The sequence below is a fragment of the Burkholderia sp. AU39826 genome, assembly GCF_020419965.1.
GTDB lineage: Bacteria > Pseudomonadota > Gammaproteobacteria > Burkholderiales > Burkholderiaceae > Burkholderia > Burkholderia semiarida.
Map to the genome: position 1 here is coordinate 194,661 of NZ_JAIZQG010000007.1, position 17,710 is coordinate 212,370.

The 17,710-nt window shown below is 66.8% G+C and carries 16 protein-coding genes and 1 tRNA gene; 6 read left to right on the forward strand and 11 right to left on the reverse strand.

Features of this window, described 5'->3' with window-relative positions:
• The first annotated feature begins 64 nt into the window (after window positions 1–64).
• From LGM42_RS16115 to LGM42_RS16125, 3 genes are all read left to right on the forward strand, one after another.
• The gene (locus LGM42_RS16115) at window positions 65–556 is read left to right on the forward strand and encodes an energy transducer TonB (protein WP_059574109.1); all 492 of its coding nucleotides are present in this window, start codon (window positions 65–67) and stop codon (window positions 554–556) included.
• 305 nt (window positions 557–861) lie between these two features.
• The gene (locus LGM42_RS16120) at window positions 862–2,172 is read left to right on the forward strand and encodes an MFS transporter (protein ID WP_059574110.1); all 1,311 of its coding nucleotides are present in this window, start codon (window positions 862–864) and stop codon (window positions 2,170–2,172) included.
• A 104-nt stretch (window positions 2,173–2,276) separates the two neighbouring features.
• Window positions 2,277–2,456 carry a hypothetical protein gene (locus LGM42_RS16125; RefSeq protein WP_059574111.1) on the forward strand — a complete coding sequence of 60 codons (180 nt, stop codon included), beginning with the start codon at window positions 2,277–2,279 and terminating at the stop codon, window positions 2,454–2,456.
• Window positions 2,457–2,475: 19 nt separating this feature from the next.
• Here LGM42_RS16125 and waaC read toward each other — a convergent pair whose 3' ends face one another.
• A complete protein-coding gene (gene waaC, locus LGM42_RS16130) occupies window positions 2,476–3,474 on the reverse strand; it encodes a lipopolysaccharide heptosyltransferase I (RefSeq protein WP_059574112.1) in 999 nt (332 codons plus the stop codon).
• A gap of 191 nt (window positions 3,475–3,665) precedes the next feature.
• Between waaC and LGM42_RS16135 the strand changes: the two genes are divergently transcribed.
• Window positions 3,666–5,204, forward strand: a complete 1,539-nt coding sequence (locus LGM42_RS16135) for a chloride channel protein (protein ID WP_060313053.1) — start codon at window positions 3,666–3,668, stop codon at window positions 5,202–5,204.
• Window positions 5,205–5,320: 116 nt separating this feature from the next.
• Here the strand turns inward: LGM42_RS16135 and LGM42_RS16140 are convergent, their stop codons facing one another.
• The 5 genes from LGM42_RS16140 to LGM42_RS16160 all read right to left on the reverse strand — a co-directional run bounded on the left by LGM42_RS16140 (window position 5,321) and on the right by LGM42_RS16160 (window position 8,603).
• Window positions 5,321–5,722 (reverse strand): YXWGXW repeat-containing protein, encoded by a 402-nt coding sequence (locus LGM42_RS16140; RefSeq protein WP_059574114.1) that lies wholly within the window; start codon window positions 5,720–5,722, stop codon window positions 5,321–5,323.
• 160 nt (window positions 5,723–5,882) lie between these two features.
• Window positions 5,883–6,137 (reverse strand): cell division topological specificity factor MinE, encoded by a 255-nt coding sequence (gene minE / locus LGM42_RS16145; protein WP_006476634.1) that lies wholly within the window; start codon window positions 6,135–6,137, stop codon window positions 5,883–5,885.
• 12 nt (window positions 6,138–6,149) lie between these two features.
• Window positions 6,150–6,965, reverse strand: coding sequence for a septum site-determining protein MinD (minD, locus tag LGM42_RS16150; protein WP_006476635.1), 816 nt, complete (start codon window positions 6,963–6,965; stop codon window positions 6,150–6,152).
• A 59-nt stretch (window positions 6,966–7,024) separates the two neighbouring features.
• Entirely contained in the window at window positions 7,025–7,810 is a 786-nt protein-coding gene (minC, locus tag LGM42_RS16155) for a septum site-determining protein MinC (protein WP_059574115.1), read from the reverse strand.
• Window positions 7,811–7,979: 169 nt separating this feature from the next.
• Window positions 7,980–8,603 (reverse strand): GNAT family N-acetyltransferase, encoded by a 624-nt coding sequence (locus LGM42_RS16160; protein ID WP_226093718.1) that lies wholly within the window; start codon window positions 8,601–8,603, stop codon window positions 7,980–7,982.
• Between the two features lie 558 nt (window positions 8,604–9,161).
• On the opposite strand from LGM42_RS16160, the gene LGM42_RS16165 reads away from it, so the two are divergent.
• Entirely contained in the window at window positions 9,162–10,322 is a 1,161-nt protein-coding gene (locus LGM42_RS16165; protein ID WP_226232652.1) for an alkane 1-monooxygenase, read from the forward strand.
• A gap of 381 nt (window positions 10,323–10,703) precedes the next feature.
• Here LGM42_RS16165 and LGM42_RS16170 read toward each other — a convergent pair.
• Together LGM42_RS16170 and serS are read right to left on the reverse strand one after the other, a co-directional pair.
• Window positions 10,704–10,794, reverse strand: a tRNA-Ser gene (locus LGM42_RS16170).
• Between the two features lie 115 nt (window positions 10,795–10,909).
• Window positions 10,910–12,211 carry a serine--tRNA ligase gene (serS, locus tag LGM42_RS16175; protein ID WP_099316164.1) on the reverse strand — a complete coding sequence of 434 codons (1,302 nt, stop codon included), beginning with the start codon at window positions 12,209–12,211 and terminating at the stop codon, window positions 10,910–10,912.
• 248 nt (window positions 12,212–12,459) lie between these two features.
• On the opposite strand from serS, the gene LGM42_RS16180 reads away from it, so the two are divergent.
• A complete protein-coding gene (locus LGM42_RS16180; protein WP_059574118.1) occupies window positions 12,460–12,729 on the forward strand; it encodes a DUF2164 domain-containing protein in 270 nt (89 codons plus the stop codon).
• 52 nt (window positions 12,730–12,781) lie between these two features.
• Here the strand turns inward: LGM42_RS16180 and LGM42_RS16185 are convergent, their stop codons facing one another.
• The 3 genes from LGM42_RS16185 to LGM42_RS16195 all read right to left on the reverse strand — a co-directional run bounded on the left by LGM42_RS16185 (window position 12,782) and on the right by LGM42_RS16195 (window position 17,363).
• Window positions 12,782–14,092 (reverse strand): replication-associated recombination protein A, encoded by a 1,311-nt coding sequence (locus tag LGM42_RS16185; RefSeq protein ID WP_059574119.1) that lies wholly within the window; start codon window positions 14,090–14,092, stop codon window positions 12,782–12,784.
• 225 nt (window positions 14,093–14,317) lie between these two features.
• Window positions 14,318–15,007: an outer membrane lipoprotein chaperone LolA gene (lolA, locus tag LGM42_RS16190; RefSeq protein ID WP_059574120.1), complete on the reverse strand. Its 690-nt coding sequence runs from the start codon at window positions 15,005–15,007 to the stop codon at window positions 14,318–14,320.
• Window positions 15,008–15,053: 46 nt separating this feature from the next.
• Complete coding sequence (locus LGM42_RS16195; RefSeq protein WP_059574121.1) at window positions 15,054–17,363, reverse strand: DNA translocase FtsK; 2,310 nt, start codon at window positions 17,361–17,363, stop codon at window positions 15,054–15,056.
• Window positions 17,364–17,710: the final 347 nt, after the last annotated feature.

The window sequence follows — 17,710 nt, forward strand, 5'->3', positions numbered from 1 at the left end:
CCCCCATATCGTCTCGCGTCGGTACGCCTATCATTTTTCTATCGTCCCTCCCGGCCATCCCGTCATGCGCCCCCTTCTCCGTCCGCGCGTCGTCCGGCTGCGTGTCGCTGCGCTAGCCGTCGTCGCCCTGCTTGCCGCGTGCACGATCACGCCGCCTTCGTCGCTACGCTCGGTCCTGACGATTCCGTCGGTCATACGCAGCGGCACGCTCGACCAGTATCGCGTCGAGGTCGCGCATCGCGTCGCCGAGCGCAATCCGTCCGGCATGCTGCACGGCACGCCGCAGGCCATGCTGCGCTCGCTCGTCGTCGTGGCCTTCACCGTCGATGGCAGCGGCCGCGTGATCAACGCGTCCGTCTATCGCAGCAACGGCGACAGCGAGGCGGAAGCGCTCGCGCTCGCGTCGCTGCGCCGCTCGGCGCCGCTGCCGGCGCCGCCGTCGCGGCTGCTCGACGGCAACGGCCGGCTCGAACTGATGGAAGGCTGGCTCTTCAACGACGACGGCCACTTCCAGCTGCAAAGCACCGCGTCCGCGCAGGCGCAGTCGATCGACTGACGCGCCGCCGCGGCCCGATTGCCGGTGCACGGCGCTGCTGGCTATAATTTTCCGCACTCGCGCGGCCATCACGCCGCGCGTGCGTTCGCGCGCCGCACCCGGCAAGCGAGCCGACCACGCCGGCACCGGGCGGCGGCGACGTACCCGTCTCCATCGTCGACCGGCGGGTGACGTCCGCGCCACGGCGCGCGTCCACGCCGCCATCGCGTCATCCGCATCGATCATTTGCCCGGCAGCGCCCGGCAGGCCGTCGCCCGCCGAACGCACGCTCAGCCGGCTGCCCCAACGACAAAACGGAGACATCCATGTCCGCATCCCCCCCGGCCGTTGCACACGCAACCGGTTCGGCCGGCGCCGTCAGCCACCGGCGCATCGTGTTCGCGAGCTTCATCGGCACCGCGATCGAGTTCTACGATTTCTACGTGTACGCAACGGCCGCCGCGCTCGTCATCGGCCCCGTGTTCTTTCCGCACGGCTCCGCAACGGCGCAGGCACTGTCCGCATTCGTCACGTTCGGCATCGCGTTCATCGCGCGCCCGATCGGCTCGTTCCTGTTCGGACACTTCGGCGACCGTATCGGCCGCAAGTCGACGCTCGTCGCCTCGCTGCTCGTGATGGGCGTGTCCACCACCGCAATCGGCTTCGTGCCCGGCTACGACGCGATCGGCACGCTCGCGCCGGTGCTGCTGTGCGTGCTGCGTTTCGGCCAGGGGATCGGCCTCGGCGGCGAATGGGGCGGCGCGGCGCTGCTCGCGACCGAGCATGCGCCGCAGGGCAAGCGCGGCTGGTTCGGGATGTTCCCGCAACTGGGGCCGTCGGTCGGGTTCCTGATGTCGAACGGGCTGTTCTTCGCGCTCGCGCTGTCGCTGTCCGACGAGCAGTTCCGCAGCTGGGGCTGGCGCATCCCGTTCCTCGTCAGCGCGGTGCTCGTCGCGCTCGGCCTGTACGTGCGGCTCAAGATCACCGAAACGCCCGCGTTCCAGGCGGCGCTCGACCGCAACGAGCGCGTGCGCGTGCCGGTCGCGACGCTCGTCACGCAGCACTGGCAGCCCACGCTGCTCGGCGCGCTCGCGATGGTCGTCTGCTACACGCTGTTCTATATCTCGACCGTGTTCTCGCTGTCGTACGGCGTGTCGGCGCTGCATATTCCGCGCCAGAGCTTCCTCGGCCTGCTGTGTTTCGCGGTCGTCTTCATGGGGCTCGCGACGCCGCTGTCCGCATGGGCGTCGGACCGCTTCGGCCGCAAGCCGGTGCTGGTCGCCGGCGCGCTCGCCGCGCTGCTGTCGGGGTTCGCGATGGCGCCGCTGCTCGGCAGCGGCTCGATGCCGCTCGTCGCGCTGTTCCTGACGATCGAACTGTTCCTGATGGGCGTAACGTTCGCGCCGATGGGCGCGCTGCTGCCGGAGTTGTTCCCGACCAACGTCCGCTATACGGGCGCGGGCGTCGCGTACAACCTCGGCGGGATCCTCGGCGCGTCGATCGCACCGTATATCGCGCAACTGCTGGCTGCGCGCGGCGGGCTGTCGTGGGTCGGCGGCTACGTGTCGGTCGCGGCGGCGATCAGCCTGATCGGCGTATTGCTGATGCGCGAAACGCGCGACGCATCGCTCGTCTGACCCTCCGGGGCGACCCGGGTTGTACGGCGGCAGGCGCGCTCTATACTCGATCCTGGGCGCGTCGTCGCGCGCCCGGATATCCCGCCCCGACAGGAGCCGCCGCCATGAATATCCGTCTCGCCAATGCCGATCTCGTCGTGATCCTCGCGCTCGCGCTGGGTGGCGCGCTGCTGCTCGCGCTACGGTTCCGGCCGAAGACCTGGCGCGGCCTCGTGTTCGAGGCGCTGCTGGCGAATCTGGCGGCCATCGCCGCCGTCGTCACGGTCGAGATGTTGCTGGCCTGACCACGGCCGCCGCGCCGCGTCAGGCGGACAGCCGCGCGCGCAACGCGCCGTAGGCCGGGCAGACCGTATCGATCGCGTCCAGCGCCTCGTCGACGGTCGGCATCGCGCCCGGCTCGCCGATCGACAGCGCATGCGGCGCGCCGCCGATCCCGCAATGGTGGCGCGACGTCGCGACGAAAATCATCACGGTCGGCCGCTGCAACGCGTGCGCCATGTGCACGAACCCCGTATCGACCCCCACCACGAGCGCGGCCCGGCCCAGCGCCGCGCCCAGTTCACGCACCGTCATCGCCGGCAACACGATCGCGCCCGGCGCACGAGCGGCGATATCCCGCGCATCGTCGTGCTCGGCCGCCGATCCCCACGGCAGCAGGACGCGCACGCCGCGCGCCATCATCTCCGTGGCAAGGGCGGCCCAGTGTTCGGCCGGCCACTTCTTGTCGGGGTTGGACGTCGCATGGAACAGCAGCATGAACGGCCCGCCGTCGGTCACGGCCGCGGGCAGGCTCGCGTCCTGCGGCGCGACGATGCCGTACGCGGCAGCCCCTTCGGGCACGTAGCCGAGCGCTTCGCCGGCACTCACGCGCATCCCGTGCCATGCGTCGCAGTCCGGCCGCGGGCCGAAACGGTGCGAATACGCGAAGCGCGCGCCCGTTTCGCCAAGATCCTGCGTCTGGTAGCCGACACGGCGCGCGGCACGCGCCAGCGACGAAATGATCGCGCTCTTGTAGACGCCGTGCAGATCGATGACCGCATCGTAACGATGCGCACGCAACGCACCGATCGATGCCGAGATCGCCTTCAGGTCGCCGACATTGCGCATTTTCTTGAAGCGGCGCAGCGGCGCGCACAGGACGGCGCTCACGCCCGGATGCCAGCGTACGACCTCCGCGCACGATTCGTCGACGGCCCAGTCGACCGTCACGCCGGGGAAGGCGCGATGCAGGTCGGCGACGACAGGCAGCGTCTGGACGACGTCGCCGAGCGACGTCACTTTCACGATGAGGATGCGTTTCACGATTGGCGGGGTTCTCGACGGGTTATCTCGGCATGCTAACGACGGTTGCTATGTACAGACATTACGCGAGCATTACATTTGCAACAAATTGCATCTCTTTTGTGGATTTTTGTCATTCCCTACCGGCTTCCGAGGTCCCGCTGGCATCCGGTTCTTTTTATAATTCCCTCTTTGCCCTCCGGCCCGAGCCAATGCCGCGCCCCGCCCTTCCCGCGCTGTTTCCCGCCCTCACCCGCCGCTCGCTGCGAATCTGGCGCCAATATGGTGTCTTCTGGCTCGGGGCGATCGTCGTCGGGCTCGCGGCCGTCCTGTACGCCCGATTGATCGACTGGGGCTACGAGTCTTTCCGCGCGATGCGCGATCACGCCGTGTGGCTGCCGCTGCTGCTGACGCCGGCGATCGCCGCGCTGTCGGCATGGATCACGCGCCGCTTCTTCCGCGGCGCCGAGGGCAGCGGCATCCCGCAGGTGATCGCGACACTGCATGCGCGGCCGAGCGCGTTCGGCGCCCGCTTGCTGACGCTGCGCATCCTGTTCGGCAAGGTACTGATCTCGTTCCTCGGCATCCTCGGCGGCTTCACGATCGGCCGCGAAGGGCCGACCGTGCAGGTCGGCGCGGCGCTGATGTTCAACCTGCGGCGCTTCTACCCGCGCTCGAACGCGCAGATCGAACGCCAGCTCGTATTGGCCGGCGCGGCGGCCGGGCTGTCGGCCGCGTTCAATACGCCGCTCGCCGGCATCGTGTTCGCGATCGAGGAACTGACCCGCAGCTTCTCCGCGCGCGCCAGCGGCGTACTGATCACCGCGATCATCCTCGCCGGCGTCGTCGCGCTCGGGCTGAACGGCAACTACACGTATTTCGGCACGATCAACGCCGGCCTCCATTTCCCGAAACTGCTGGCGGTGGCGGTGCTGGTCACCGCGATCGTGACGGGCATCGCGGGCGGCCTGTTCTGCTGGCTGCTGCTCAATACGGGGCGCTGGCTGCCCGCGCAACTGCTGGGCCTGTATCGCGAGCGGCCGATCAGGTTCGCCGCGCTGTGCGGCTTCGTGATCGCCGTCGTGGGGCTCGTATCCGGCGGCACGACGTTCGGTAGCGGCTACGCCGAGGCGCGCGGCCTGCTCGACGGCAGTCAGCAACTGTCGGTGTTCTATCCGTTCCTGAAGATGGTGTCGATGGTCGCGTCGTACCTGCCGGGCATCCCGGGCGGGATCTTCGCGCCGTCGCTGTCGATCGGTGCCGGCTTCGGCAACCTGCTGCACGCCGTGTTCAGCAACATGAGCCTGCCGATGCTGATCGCACTCGCGATGGTCGGCTATCTGGCGGCCGTCACGCAGTCGCCGATCACGTCGTTCGTGATCGTGATGGAAATGATCAACGGGCATGCGCTCGTGATTTCGCTGATGGCGACCGCGCTGGTATCGAGCCGGGTCTCGCGCTTTTTCGCGCCGCCGCTCTATGAAACACTTGCGCAGCGCTATCTCGCGCCTCCCGTCGCGGCCGCTGCAGCGACGGCAGCCACCGCGAGCAACGTTGCCGAACCCCAGGATGAAAACGCGGCGCCCGCCGACCCGCTCGATACGCTGCGCGACGAAGGCGGCGACGAGCCTGCCGCCGCCGCGGCGGCGACCGACCGCGCCGCGCCGACACCGGCGTCGGACGATACCGGGCCGCCGGCTGCGACCGGCGCAGACGCCCCGGCCCAACCCGGCCCGCGCGACACTCAATAGATCACGACGGGCGCCGGCCGGTAGTAGACCGGCCGCGCCGGCACGACGATGCACCCGGCCAGCGTGATCGCGACGAGCGCGATGGCGATTGCGGTTCTTTTCATCGCACGCCTGCCTCAAGCCCAGTGGCCACGCGTCCAGAACCAGTTCGGCCCGCGCTGATCCCAGTGGCCCGGCACCCAGTGCATGCCGACGCGTTCGGTTTCCCAGTGACCGCCGATCCACACGTAGCGGCCATGATCCCAGCGCCAGTGCCCGCGCTCCCACACGTAGCCCACGCGCGTGGCCGGTACGACCTCGTAGCGCACGGGCGGCGGCGCATTCGGCGCGACGACGACGACTTCCTCGGTACGCACGGCGACCGGCTCGGCGATGACCATGCGCCCCTGCGGCGCGATCACGGGCGTGCCGACGAGAATTTCGTCCGCATGCGCGGCAAACGGCGCGACGACGGCTGACAGGCCCGCGGCGAACAGCGCGAGCGAAACGAGACGACGTGAAACGGTAGAGACAGCCATCACAACCTCCTGGTTGAACAAGTTACGCGAGCGTATTCGTTCAATGCGCGACGGGGGATGACGGCCGACAGGCGCCGTGTTACGGCGTACCCGAAAGTGCAACAGGGCGTAAGACGCGCACGGCGGCGGGCGCCGCCGTGCGGAGGGACACGCGCAAGCGTCAGGCTTGCGGAATCTCGATCTTCACTTCGAGGACTTCGAGATCGTCCTGGCGCTCGAGGCTCACGCGAATGTCATCGTCCGAAATATGGACGTACTTCGAGATGACCGCGACGAGTTCCTTCTGCAGCGCCGGCAGGTAATCGGCCGGCGGCCGGCCGCCGACCCGCTCGTGCGCGATGATGAGCTGCAGGCGCTCCTTCGCGACCGATGCGGACTTCTTCTTCTCGCCGAGGAGAAACGAAAGGATGGACATGGGCGGCCTCCGTTACTTGCTGCCGAAGAGGCGCTGCAGCAGGCCCGGCTTCTGGTAATCGGTGAAGCGCAGCGGCTTGTCCTCGCCGAGAAAGCGGGCGACGACGTCCTTGTACGCTTCGGCGACGTCGGTACCGTCGATATGCACGGCCGGCAGACCCTGGTTCGATGCGTGCAGCACGGCTTCCGACTCGGGCACCACGCCGATCAGCTTGATGCGCAGGATCTCGCTGATGTCCTCGAGCGACAGCATCTCGCCTTCGCTCACGCGCTTCGGGCTGTAACGCGTGATCAGCAGGTGTTCCTTGATCGGCTCCTTGCCTTCGGTCGCGCGCTTCGTCTTCGACGACAGGATGCCGAGAATGCGATCCGAATCGCGCACCGACGACACTTCCGGGTTCGTGACGATCAGTGCTTCGTCCGCGAAGTACATCGCGTGCAGCGCGCCGGCTTCGATACCGGCCGGCGAATCGCAGACGATGTATTCGAAGTCCATCGCGACGAGGTCGTTCAGCACCTTCTCGACGCCGTCGCGCGTCAGCGCATCCTTGTCGCGCGTCTGCGACGCCGGCAGGATGAACAGGTTCTCGCACTTCTTGTCCTTGATCAGCGCCTGGTTCAGGTTCGCTTCGCCCTGGATCACGTTCACGAGGTCATACACGACGCGACGCTCGCAGCCCATGATGAGATCGAGGTTGCGCAGGCCGACGTCGAAGTCGATCACGGCCGTCTTGTGGCCGCGCAGCGCGAGACCCGACGCGAAGCTCGCGCTCGTCGTCGTCTTGCCCACGCCGCCCTTGCCCGAGGTCACCACGATGATTTTTGCCATTTACCCAATACCCTGTGTTCGTCAATGAGAGCCGATCGATCCGGAGCGCACCGCGTGAATTACGTCAGTCGCAGCGGTTCGATCATCAGTTTTTCCTCTTCGAGCCGGATCTGCACCGATTTGCCCAGTACGTCGGCGGGCAGCGGGTTCTCGGTGGTTCGATAGATACCCGCGATCGAAATCAGTTCCGGTTCGAGACACGTGCAGAAAATGCGCGCGTCGTGATTGCCGTGCACGCCGGCGAGTGCACGGCCGCGCAACGGCGCGTAGATATGAATATTGCCTTCCGCGATGATCTCCGCGCCGTGACTGACCGGCGCGAGCACCACGAGGTCCCCTTTCGCGTAAATCTGCTGCCCCGAACGCAACGGCCGGTCGATCACCAGCGTCTGCGCACCGGCTTGCCCGAGCGCCGGCGCGGGTTCCGGCGACTGTTCGGGCGCCGCTTCGGCTTCCCCAGCGGCGGCGGTGTCGACGGCTGGCACGGCCGCCGGTTCCGCTTCGTCGGCAGGTTTCGCGGCCGGCGCGCGGCGATCGCGCGCCTCCAGCAACGGCAGGCCGGCTTCCCCCGCCCAGCCCTGCGTGGCCAGCGCGACGACGCCCACCGGACGCATCCGCACGTCGTTCAGCATCTGGCGGATGTCCGCGAGCGCGACGCGTTCGCCGTCAGCCAGGCGGCGGACGTCGATCGCGACGACATCGTCGGCAAAAAACTCGGGAGTCGCTTCGAAGCGCTTGACCAGTTCGGCACGCAACGCATCGAGATCGGTCGTCTTCACGGTGAACAGCAACGTATCGACCGATCCGCTGCGCAGCTCGAAGAATGGCGATTTTTTAAGCGACATGGACACTCTGCAAAAATTTTTTGCGTATTTTACAGGCGTCCACGCGTGCGGCCATTATTTTTGGGACTCGGGGTTGCGGCGGCCCGGGCGGACGCGCAACCGGCAGGCGGGCAGGCCAGCGGCCGATCGCGCTGTCATCGCGCCGCCCGGCTGGCGTGTCGGGACAGCGTCAGTGCTTTACCTGCGACACGAACAGCGATTTCATCGCGCCGGGCATCCGCGCGATCGGCGCATGTTCGCCGGTGTTGCCGAAACCCGCACGCTCGTAGAAACGGATCGCGTTGCGGTTCGCATCGGCGATCCACGCGTAGACGTCGGTGGCGCCGCGCTCGGCGAGCCATGCAGTGGCCGTCTCCAGCAGCAGCACGCCACCGCGCAGATGACGCACCGCATGCGCGACCCACAGTTCGCTGACGAACGCGCGCCGATCGGGCGTGTTGTCGAAATACGCGCCGATCATGCCGGCCGGATGGCCTTCGGTGTACAGCAGGAAAGTCGTCGACTCGTCGGACACGGCGCGCTGCGCGGCGATCGCCGACGCTGCGTCCGTTTCGACGGTCAGCAATTCGGCCTCCGGCGCTTCGCCGGGCGCGTAGGGCTCACGCAGCGATGCAGCGCGGAGTTCGCGATACACGCCGCCCTGATCGGCAGCGATACGACGAACGGTCAAGGTCGAACTCATGCAGGCACAGCCCCCTTCGGACAGCAAGCTAGTAGCTTCAACCGAAAGCGGGGCATGAGTCAAATCGTAATTTTCAAACGGCGGCGCGGATCGAAAGGCGGCGGAGGTCATCGGCAACGGCCCGCGCTGATCGGTGTGCACGTGCAGCATCGATGCATCGGCGCAGATTGTTGGACGGTAAATGTGCTGTCGTGATCCCGCGTTTCGCCTCGTTCTCCTAGCGATCCGCGGCCCTCCGGATTCGAGCCGCGTTGCATTGCCTTGCCGCGGCCGTAATGCGACGTAATACAAGCAAACGAAACACGCGCTGCAGCAATACTTCGCTGGCCTTTTTATTGCGATGCAACATTTGTTGCCACCGCATCACATCGGCATGCGCGCATCACGCGCCGGGCCATTCATCTGACGAACGCGCCAACCCCACGGACCGATTCGCCCCTACCTGCATGTTTCAATCGGCGCGCCTCGCCGCTTCGATACGCGCGTGGCGCCATGCTCAGCCGTTTGGAGCGTCACGCCTAGCGCGGGGGTTTGGCAAGCGCGCACGCCGGTCGTATAACAGGCAGATCCGGGCGACGATCCGGGCCGCCGCCGCGCGCGGCGCGGACCACGAGGATTCGAACGATCTTGCATGCGGCCGCCTGCGGGCCGGCCGACTGGAGGGAGACAATGGCAACGACCGACGGATCGGCTTCGGGCTGGTCGGATGGCAAGCGTTACCTGTGGCTGCTCGGCGCGCTGACGATCACGCTGCCGATCCTCGCCGCGCAGCTCGCGCTGTCGACGGGCTTCCATGTGTTCTGGTGGTTCGGTCCGCTGTTCGCGTTCGGCGTGATCCCGATCCTCGACACGCTCATCGGCGACGATCGCGACAATCCGCCCGAAGCCGTCGTGCCGCATCTCGAACGCGAGCGCTATTACCGGTACATCGTCTATCTCGCGACTTTCGTCGAATACGTCGCGTTCTTCATGTGCGTGTGGATCGTCGGCACGCACGCGCTCGCTTGGTACGACTATGTCGGCTTCGCGCTGTCGCTCGGCGCCGCGACGGGCATCTCGATCAATACCGCGCACGAGCTCGGGCACAAGACCGACCGCTTCGAACGCTGGCTCGCGAAGATCACGCTCGCACCGGTCGCGTACGGCCACTTCTACGTCGAACACAACCGCGGCCATCACGTGCGCGTCGCGACCGCCGAAGACCCGGCCAGCGCGCGCTATGGCGAATCGTTCTGGGCGTTCCTGCCGCGCACGGTGACGGGCAGCATCCGCTCGGCATGGCGACTCGAAAAAACCCGCCTCGAGCGCCTCGGGCGTTCGCCGTGGACGTGGCGCAACGAAGTGCTGCACGCGTGGGCGATGACCGCGATCGTATGGGGCATCGCGATCGCGATGGCCGGCAAGATCGTGATCCCGTTCCTCGTGATCCAGGCCGTCTACGGCGCTTCGCTGCTCGAAGTGGTGAACTACGTCGAGCACTACGGGCTCGGCCGCCGCAAGCTGCCGAGCGGCCGCTACGAACGCTGCACGCCGCAGCATTCGTGGAACAGCAATCACGTCGTCACGAACCTGTTCCTGTACCAGTTGCAGCGACACGCCGACCATCACGCGAATCCGACGCGCTCGTACCAGGCGCTGCGCCACTTCGACGATGCACCGCAATTGCCGGCCGGCTACGCGACGATGATCCTGCTCGCGTACGTGCCGCCGCTCTGGTATCGCGTGATGAACCCGCGTGTCGTCGCGCACTATCGCGGCGACATGGCGCAATCGAACATCGAGCCGTCGATCCGCGACAAGGTGCTGGCGCAGTATCCGGCTGCGGCGTGACGGTTCGGCGAGGACGGTGTGGAAACCGGCGGGCACCGCTTGAAACGGTTCGGGCGCCGGCGTCCGGTTTCGCACGCGCGGTGCCGAAGCGAGCCCGTCATACCGTTTCCGGCAGCAGGAACATGACCCCGTGACGACGGGAGGCAGCAATGCAACAACCGTCAGGACTTCCGACAGTCGGGGCGGCACGAAGCGGTGGTAGTAGTCGTCATGCAGCGAGCCTGCATTGAAGATGCGGCACGATCGCGCTGCTATCGGCATCCGCACGATCCGATGCGCCGGTAGCCGGCCCGCTGTCACTGCATCGGCAATCGGCACATTGCACCGGCGACCCAAAACGAAAAACCCCTTGATCCTTCCGGATCAAGGGGCTTCGTATTTTGGCGGAGAGGGTGGGATTCGAACCCACGGTACGGGGAAACCGTACGCCTGATTTCGAGTCAGGTACATTCGACCACTCTGCCACCTCTCCTTCCTTACTGCATTTCGCGGCTGGTCGTTTCCGCGAGAAAAAGATTATAAGACGATCTCTTCGTGGCCGACAAGCCCTTTTTGCAAATTTTTTGCGAAGGCGCCGAACGGCCGCGTTAGGACGCCTGCGCCGGCGCGTCGATACGCTCCATGCCGCCCATGTACGGACGCAGCACTTCCGGCACCGTGACCGAGCCGTCCGCGTTCTGGTAGTTCTCCAGCACCGCGACGAGCGTCCGGCCGACCGCCAGACCCGAACCGTTCAGCGTGTGCACGAGTTCGGGCTTGCCCTGTGCGTTGCGGAACCGCGCCTGCATCCGGCGCGCCTGGAACGCCTCGGTGTTCGAGCAGCTCGAGATTTCGCGATAGGTGTTCTGCGCGGGCAGCCACACCTCGAGGTCGAACGTCTTCGCGGCCGAGAAGCCCATGTCGCCCGTGCAGAGCGTGATCACGCGGTACGGCAGGCCGAGCTTCTGCAGGATCGCTTCCGCGTGGCCGACCATCTCGTCGAGCGCCGCATACGACGTTTCGGGCGCGACGACCTGCACCATCTCGACCTTGTCGAACTGGTGCTGACGGATCATCCCGCGTGTGTCGCGGCCGTAGGACCCGGCTTCCGAGCGGAAGCACGGGGAATGCGCGGTGAGCTTGATCGGCAGCGCGGATGCGTCGACGATCGATTCGCGCACGGTGTTCGTCAGCGAAATCTCGGACGTGGAGATCAGGTATTGCGTGACCTTGTTCTCCTCGCCGCCCTTCTCGACGCGGAACATGTCGTCCGCGAACTTCGGCAGTTGGCCCGTGCCGTACAGGATCTCCGGGTTCACGATGTACGGCGTGTACGTTTCGGTATAGCCGTGCTGCTGCGTGTGCGTGTCGATCATGAACTGCGCGAGTGCGCGATGCAGGCGCGCGATCGGGCCGCGCAGCATCGTGAAGCGCGCGCCGGCGAGCTTCGCGCCCGTCTCGAAATCGAGGCCGAGCGGCGTGCCGACGTCGACGTGATCCTTCACCGCGAAGTCGAACTGGCGCGGCGTGCCCCAGCGGCGCACCTCGACGTTGTCGGCTTCGTCCTTGCCGACCGGCACGCTTTCGTGCGCGACGTTCGGCATGCCGAGCATCAGCTCGGACAGGCGCGCCTGGATGTCGCCGAGCCTGGCTTCCGACGCCTTCATTTCGTCGCCGATCCCGCCGACCTCGGCCATCACGGCCGACGTGTCCTCGCCCTTCCCCTTCATCGCGCCGATCTGCTTCGACAGGCTGTTGCGGCGCGCCTGGAGCTCTTCGGTGTGGGTCTGGATCGCGCGGCGTTCCGCTTCGAGTGCGGAGAACGCGGCGACGTCGAGGGTGTAGCCGCGATCGGCGAGGCGCTTGGCGACGCCGTCGAGGTCTTTGCGCAGCAACTGGATGTCGAGCATGGGAGGACTTGGAAAATCGTTGTGTAAGACGGGAATTCTAACGCACCCCGCGGCCGCCACGGCGTTGGCCGGACGGACAATGCCGCAAACGGCCGGCCATGGCAGTATCGCATTGCCGGACCGCCGCATCGGCGGACGGCGAATTGCCGCGCGCGTCGTCATGACGGATCGCAACATGTCCGCCCCGGCGGGCGGCAACCGTATCAGGCGGAGCGCCGGCTCCGCGTCACAGCACGCGAAGGAATCCGATGACCATCGAACTCGACAAGGACGTGCGCGACCGCGCGATCACGTCGCTGCAACGTTATTTCACGGAAAACATGGACGAGCCGATCGGCAACATCCAGGCCGGCGCGCTGCTCCATTTCTTCATTCAGGAGATCGCACCGGCGATCTACAACCTCGCGATCGCCGACGCGCAGGAACGCCTGCATGCGCGGGTCGCCGAACTCGATATCGAATGCCACGAAGAGCCGTTCGAATACTGGAAGAAACAGCAGCCGGGCCGCAAGCGCTGATGCGTCCACGGCTGCGCGGATCGAACCCGCCCGCGCGGCGCCATCAGTCCGATCAGTCCTTCTTGCCCGCCTCGCGATCGAGCTCGCGCAGCCACGCGAGCTTCTCGGCGATCTTCGATTCGAGCCCGCGCGGCACCGGCTGGTACCAGCGCGGCTCGCGCATTCCGTCCGGCAGATACGTCTCGCCGGCCGCGTACGCGTTCGGCTCGTCGTGCGCGTAACGATAGGCGTGGCCGTAGCCGAGTTCCTTCATCAGCTTGGTCGGCGCGTTGCGCAGATGCACGGGCACCTCGCGCGACTTGTCCTGCTTCACGAACGCCATCGCCTGGTTGAACGCGTTGTACCCGGCGTTGCTCTTCGCCGCGCACGCGAGATAGATGACGGCCTGCCCGAGCGCGAGCTCGCCTTCCGGCGAGCCGAGCCGCTCGTAGGTTTCGGCCGCGTCGTTCGCCACCTGCAACGCGCGCGGATCGGCCAGACCGATGTCTTCCCACGCCATCCGGACGATGCGCCGCGCGAGATACTTCGGATCCGCGCCGCCGTCGATCATCCGGCAGAACCAGTACAGCGCGCCGTCCGGGCTCGAGCCGCGCACCGACTTGTGCAGCGCCGAAATCTGGTCGTAGAAGTTGTCGCCGCCCTTGTCGAAGCGGCGCGCATTCAGCGTCATCGCGCTGCCGACGAAATCGGCATCGATCGTCGCGACGCCGGCCGACGTCGCCGCCGTCTGCGCCTGTTCGAGCAGGTTCAGGAAGCGGCGCGCGTCGCCGTCCGCATAGCCGATCAGCGTATCGACCGCCTTGTCGTCGAACGCGAGGCCGTCGAGCGCGATTTCCTGCGCACGCTTGAGCAACTGGCGCATCTCGTCGTCGTTCAGCGACTTCAGCACGTACACCTGCGCCCGCGACAGCAACGCCGAATTGACCTCGAAACTCGGGTTTTCGGTCGTCGCGCCGATGAAGGTCACGAGGCCCGATTCGACGAACGGCAGCAGCGCATCCTGCTGCCCCTTGTTGAAACGGTGGATCTCGTCGACGAACAGGATCGTGTGGCGGCCGGTGCGGTTGAGCGTGTCCTTCGCCTGCTCCATCGACTCGCGGATGTCCTTCACGCCGCCGAGCACCGCGGACAGCGCGATGAATTCGCAGTCGAACGCGAGCGCGGTGAGTCGCGCGAGCGTCGTCTTGCCGACGCCGGGCGGCCCCCACAGGATCATCGAATGCGGCTTGCCGGATTCGAACGCGAGCCGCAGCGGCTTGCCTTCGCCCAGCAAATGCGTCTGGCCGATCACCTCGGCGAGCGTTTTCGGCCGCAGCGCCTCGGCGAGCGGGCGGCGCGGCTCGACTTGAAACAGGTCGGACATGAACCCTCGCTCCACATCAAACGGTAGCGGCCGAACCGGCCGCCGGACCCGACATTATGACAGCCGAGCGAGCGCGCCGCCGGGGCTGGTACACGCGTCTGGTGCCCGCGCCGGTACTCGCGTCCGTTACACGCGCCCGTTACACGCGTCTGTTGCACGCGTCCCCAAACAACACGGGCCTGCCGTTGACGGCAGGCCCGCGTCGGGAAAACGGCGCAACGAACGTCAGCCGTTGATCACGTCCGCCCCCTTCGGCACCACGAACTTGAACGTATCGCCCTTCAGCGACGGGTTCGTCTGGATGTTCGTGAAGGTCAAGAGCGTGACGTTGCCGAACACGTCGTGCAACTCCATCGCGGCGAGCGTGCCGTTGCGGAAGCCGATGCCGATCCGCTGGAACTGCGTGTCCTGCGCCTTCGGCAGCATCTCGAGCCACTCGATGCCGCCCTTCTCGCCCGCATCGCGCAGCGTGTAGCTCTTGTCGAGATCGTTGCTGCCGAACAGGATCGCGGCCGGGCTCGCGCCCAGCGCGCCGTTCAGCTTGCGCTCGGTGACCTGGTTCAGGTCGCGGTCGTACACGTAGAGCTTGTCGCCGTCGGCCTGCAGCACCTGCTGGTACGGCTTCTGATACGTCCAGATGAACTTGCCCGGCCGCGCGAACACGAACGTGCCGCTCGAATTGTCGGTGGGCTTCGGCGCGGCCTGCGCGGCGCTCGCGCCCTTGGCGGGCGCCTTGACGATCTGCTGCGTGAAATCGCCCTTCGCCGAACGCACCTGCGACACGAAGGCCTTCAGTTGCTCGGTGCCGCCCGCGAACGCGTGCGTCGCCGCGAGCATCAGCGATGCGCCGGCAAGCGCCGCGCCGAGCCAGCGCCGCGTCGAACGAAGGGAAGGGACGAACGAAAGTTGCTGCATATTGCGGTTTTCTCCCTGGGTGGCCGGCGCTGCGGGCGCCGCGGACTCATTCCGCGTCGCGCGCCGGCACAAGAATTTCGCGGTTGCCGCTCGACGACATCGCCGACACGAGCCCCGATTGCTCCATCTGCTCAAGCAGCCGCGCCGCGCGGTTGTAGCCGATCCGCAGATGACGCTGCACGAGCGAGATCGACGCGCGGCGGTTCTTGATGACGATCTCGACCGCCTGGTCGTACAGCGGATCAGACTCGCCGCCGCCTTCGCCGGTTCCCGCACCGGCCGAGCCCTCGTCGCCGTCGGCGGTGCCGCCCTCGAGCAGGCCCTCGACGTAATTCGGCTCGCCCTGCTCCTTGAGCTTCTCGACGACGCGATGCACTTCGTCGTCGGCGACGAACGCGCCGTGCACGCGCACCGGCAACCCGCTACCCGGCGGCAGATAGAGCATGTCGCCCATGCCGAGCAGCGATTCGGCGCCCATCTGGTCGAGGATCGTGCGCGAGTCGATCTTCGACGACACCTGGAACGCGATCCGCGTCGGCACGTTCGCCTTGATCAGGCCCGTGATCACGTCGACCGACGGGCGCTGCGTCGCGAGGATCAGGTGGATGCCGGCCGCACGCGCCTTCTGCGCGATCCGCGCGATCAGTTCCTCGACCTTCTTGCCGACGACCATCATCAGGTCGGCCAGCTCGTCGATCACGACGACGATGTTCGGCAGGCGGCCGAGCGGCTCGGGATCGTCCGGCGTCAGGCTGAACGGGTTCGGAATCTTCTCCTCGCGCTTGGCCGCGTCGTCGATCTTGTTGTTGTAGCCCGCGAGGTTGCGCACGCCGAGCTTGCTCATCAGCTTGTAGCGGCGCTCCATCTCCGCGACCGTCCAGTTCAGCGCATGGCCGGCCTGGCGCATGTCGGTGACGACCGGGCACAGCAGGTGCGGAATGCCTTCGTAGACGCTCATTTCGAGCATCTTCGGATCGATCAGGATCAGGCGCACCTGCTCGGCGGTGGCCTTGTACAACAGCGACAGGATCATCGCGTTGATCCCGACCGACTTGCCCGAGCCGGTCGTGCCGGCCACGAGCAAGTGCGGCATCTTCGCGAGATCCGCGCACACCGGCTTGCCGCCGATGTCCTTGCCGAGGCTCAGCGTCAGCGCGGACGGCGCGGCCGCATACACCTCGGAGCCGATGATCTCGGACAGATGCACCGTCTGGCGGCGCTGGTTCGGCAGCTCGAGCGCCATGTAGTTCTTGCCGGGAATCGTCTCGACCACGCGGATCGACACGAGCGACAGCGAACGCGCGAGATCCTTCGCGAGGTTGACGATCTGGCTGCCCTTCACGCCGGTGGCCGGCTCGATTTCGTAGCGCGTGACGACCGGGCCCGGATACGCGGCGACGACGCTCGCCTCGACGCCGAAGTCCTTCAGCTTCTTCTCGATCAGGCGCGACGTGAATTCGAGCGTATCGGCGGAAATCGCTTCCTGCGTCTTCGGCGCCGGGTCGAGCAGCGACACCGGCGGCAGCGTCGAATCGCCGGGCAGGTCGGTAAAGAGCGGCACCTGGCGCTCGCGCTCGACGCGCTCGGACTTCGCCGGCGTGACGACCGGCGGCACGATCGTCACCGGCTCGTGATCCTCGATGCGCACGCGCTCCTCTTCGACCTTGCCTTCGCGGCGCACCGCCGCGGCCTCGCCGAGCTTGCGGTCGCGCTCGGCCTCGCGGCGCAGCTTCGCGACGTTGACGGCGGACAGGATCGCGCCGCCGACGCGCTCGGCGACCGACAGCCACGAGAAGCGGAAATACAGCGACAGGCCGATCGCGAGCGCGATCAGCAGCAGCAGCGTGCCGCCCGTGAAGCCGAACGCATGCGACATCGCGCCCGCGACGGCCTCGCCGACGACGCCGCCCGGCGCGCGCGGCAACTGCACCTTCAGCGACCACATGCGCAACGCCTCGATGCCGTCGCAGGCGAGCACGACCAGCACGAACGCAAAGATTTCGGTGAGCCAGCCGATCGGCCGCTCCGGTTCGTCGGGAATCGCCTCGTGACGCGTGATGCGGCGGTAGTTGACGGCGATGCGCCGCCCGAGCGGCACGATCAGCCAGTAGGCCGACAGGCCGAACAGCAGCAGGATGATGTCGGCCGTCCACGCGCCGACGCGGCCGGCCCAGTTCGAGATGTGATCGACCTGGGCGGCGTGCGTCCAGCTCGGATCGCGCCGGCTGTAGCTCAGCAGGGCCATCACCAGAAAGGCGCAGAGCGCGACCTGGAGAATCCAGCGGATCTCCGTGAGGAGCTTCGACATCCGGTGCGGCAACGCCTGTGCCTGGGCGGAATAAGGAGCTTTTGCCATGAATCCGTATAAAGAGGACGGGCCGCGCGCCCGCCTGTCGTTCGATCGCGCTTATTGTAAACGCTGCATCGCGCCGCCAAGTGTAAATGACGGTTACATGACGGAAACGGGGCGCCCAACCGGCGCGGCGGGCGGCTGCCAGCCGGCCGGATGCCCGCCCCTGCGACAACGCGCCGCCACATGGCAAACCGCCGCCCGCCCCGCCGCCCCCGGTACGGACGACAGGCCGCCAAACGCTATCGCCACGATTGAAACTCTCGTTCGGCAGCGCAGCAACGGGGCCTTTATAATGCGCGTCTGATACCCATCTATGACGGCATCCCGGTCAACCCGGATCGTACGGCGAG

Coding starts and splice junctions, on each gene's coding strand:
- LGM42_RS16115 (WP_059574109.1), top strand. CDS start 65: ATGCGCCCCCTTCTCCGTCCGCGCGTCGTCCGGCTGCGTGTCGCTGCG.
- LGM42_RS16120 (WP_059574110.1), top strand. CDS start 862: ATGTCCGCATCCCCCCCGGCCGTTGCACACGCAACCGGTTCGGCCGGC.
- LGM42_RS16125 (WP_059574111.1), top strand. CDS start 2,277: ATGAATATCCGTCTCGCCAATGCCGATCTCGTCGTGATCCTCGCGCTC.
- LGM42_RS16135 (WP_060313053.1), top strand. CDS start 3,666: ATGCCGCGCCCCGCCCTTCCCGCGCTGTTTCCCGCCCTCACCCGCCGC.
- LGM42_RS16140 (WP_059574114.1), bottom strand. CDS start 5,722: ATGGCTGTCTCTACCGTTTCACGTCGTCTCGTTTCGCTCGCGCTGTTC.
- minE (WP_006476634.1), bottom strand. CDS start 6,137: ATGTCCATCCTTTCGTTTCTCCTCGGCGAGAAGAAGAAGTCCGCATCG.
- minD (WP_006476635.1), bottom strand. CDS start 6,965: ATGGCAAAAATCATCGTGGTGACCTCGGGCAAGGGCGGCGTGGGCAAG.
- minC (WP_059574115.1), bottom strand. CDS start 7,810: ATGTCGCTTAAAAAATCGCCATTCTTCGAGCTGCGCAGCGGATCGGTC.
- LGM42_RS16160 (WP_226093718.1), bottom strand. CDS start 8,603: ATGACCTCCGCCGCCTTTCGATCCGCGCCGCCGTTTGAAAATTACGAT.
- LGM42_RS16165 (WP_226232652.1), top strand. CDS start 9,162: ATGGCAACGACCGACGGATCGGCTTCGGGCTGGTCGGATGGCAAGCGT.
- serS (WP_099316164.1), bottom strand. CDS start 12,211: ATGCTCGACATCCAGTTGCTGCGCAAAGACCTCGACGGCGTCGCCAAG.
- LGM42_RS16180 (WP_059574118.1), top strand. CDS start 12,460: ATGACCATCGAACTCGACAAGGACGTGCGCGACCGCGCGATCACGTCG.
- LGM42_RS16185 (WP_059574119.1), bottom strand. CDS start 14,092: ATGTCCGACCTGTTTCAAGTCGAGCCGCGCCGCCCGCTCGCCGAGGCG.
- lolA (WP_059574120.1), bottom strand. CDS start 15,007: ATGCAGCAACTTTCGTTCGTCCCTTCCCTTCGTTCGACGCGGCGCTGG.
- LGM42_RS16195 (WP_059574121.1), bottom strand. CDS start 17,363: ATGGCAAAAGCTCCTTATTCCGCCCAGGCACAGGCGTTGCCGCACCGG.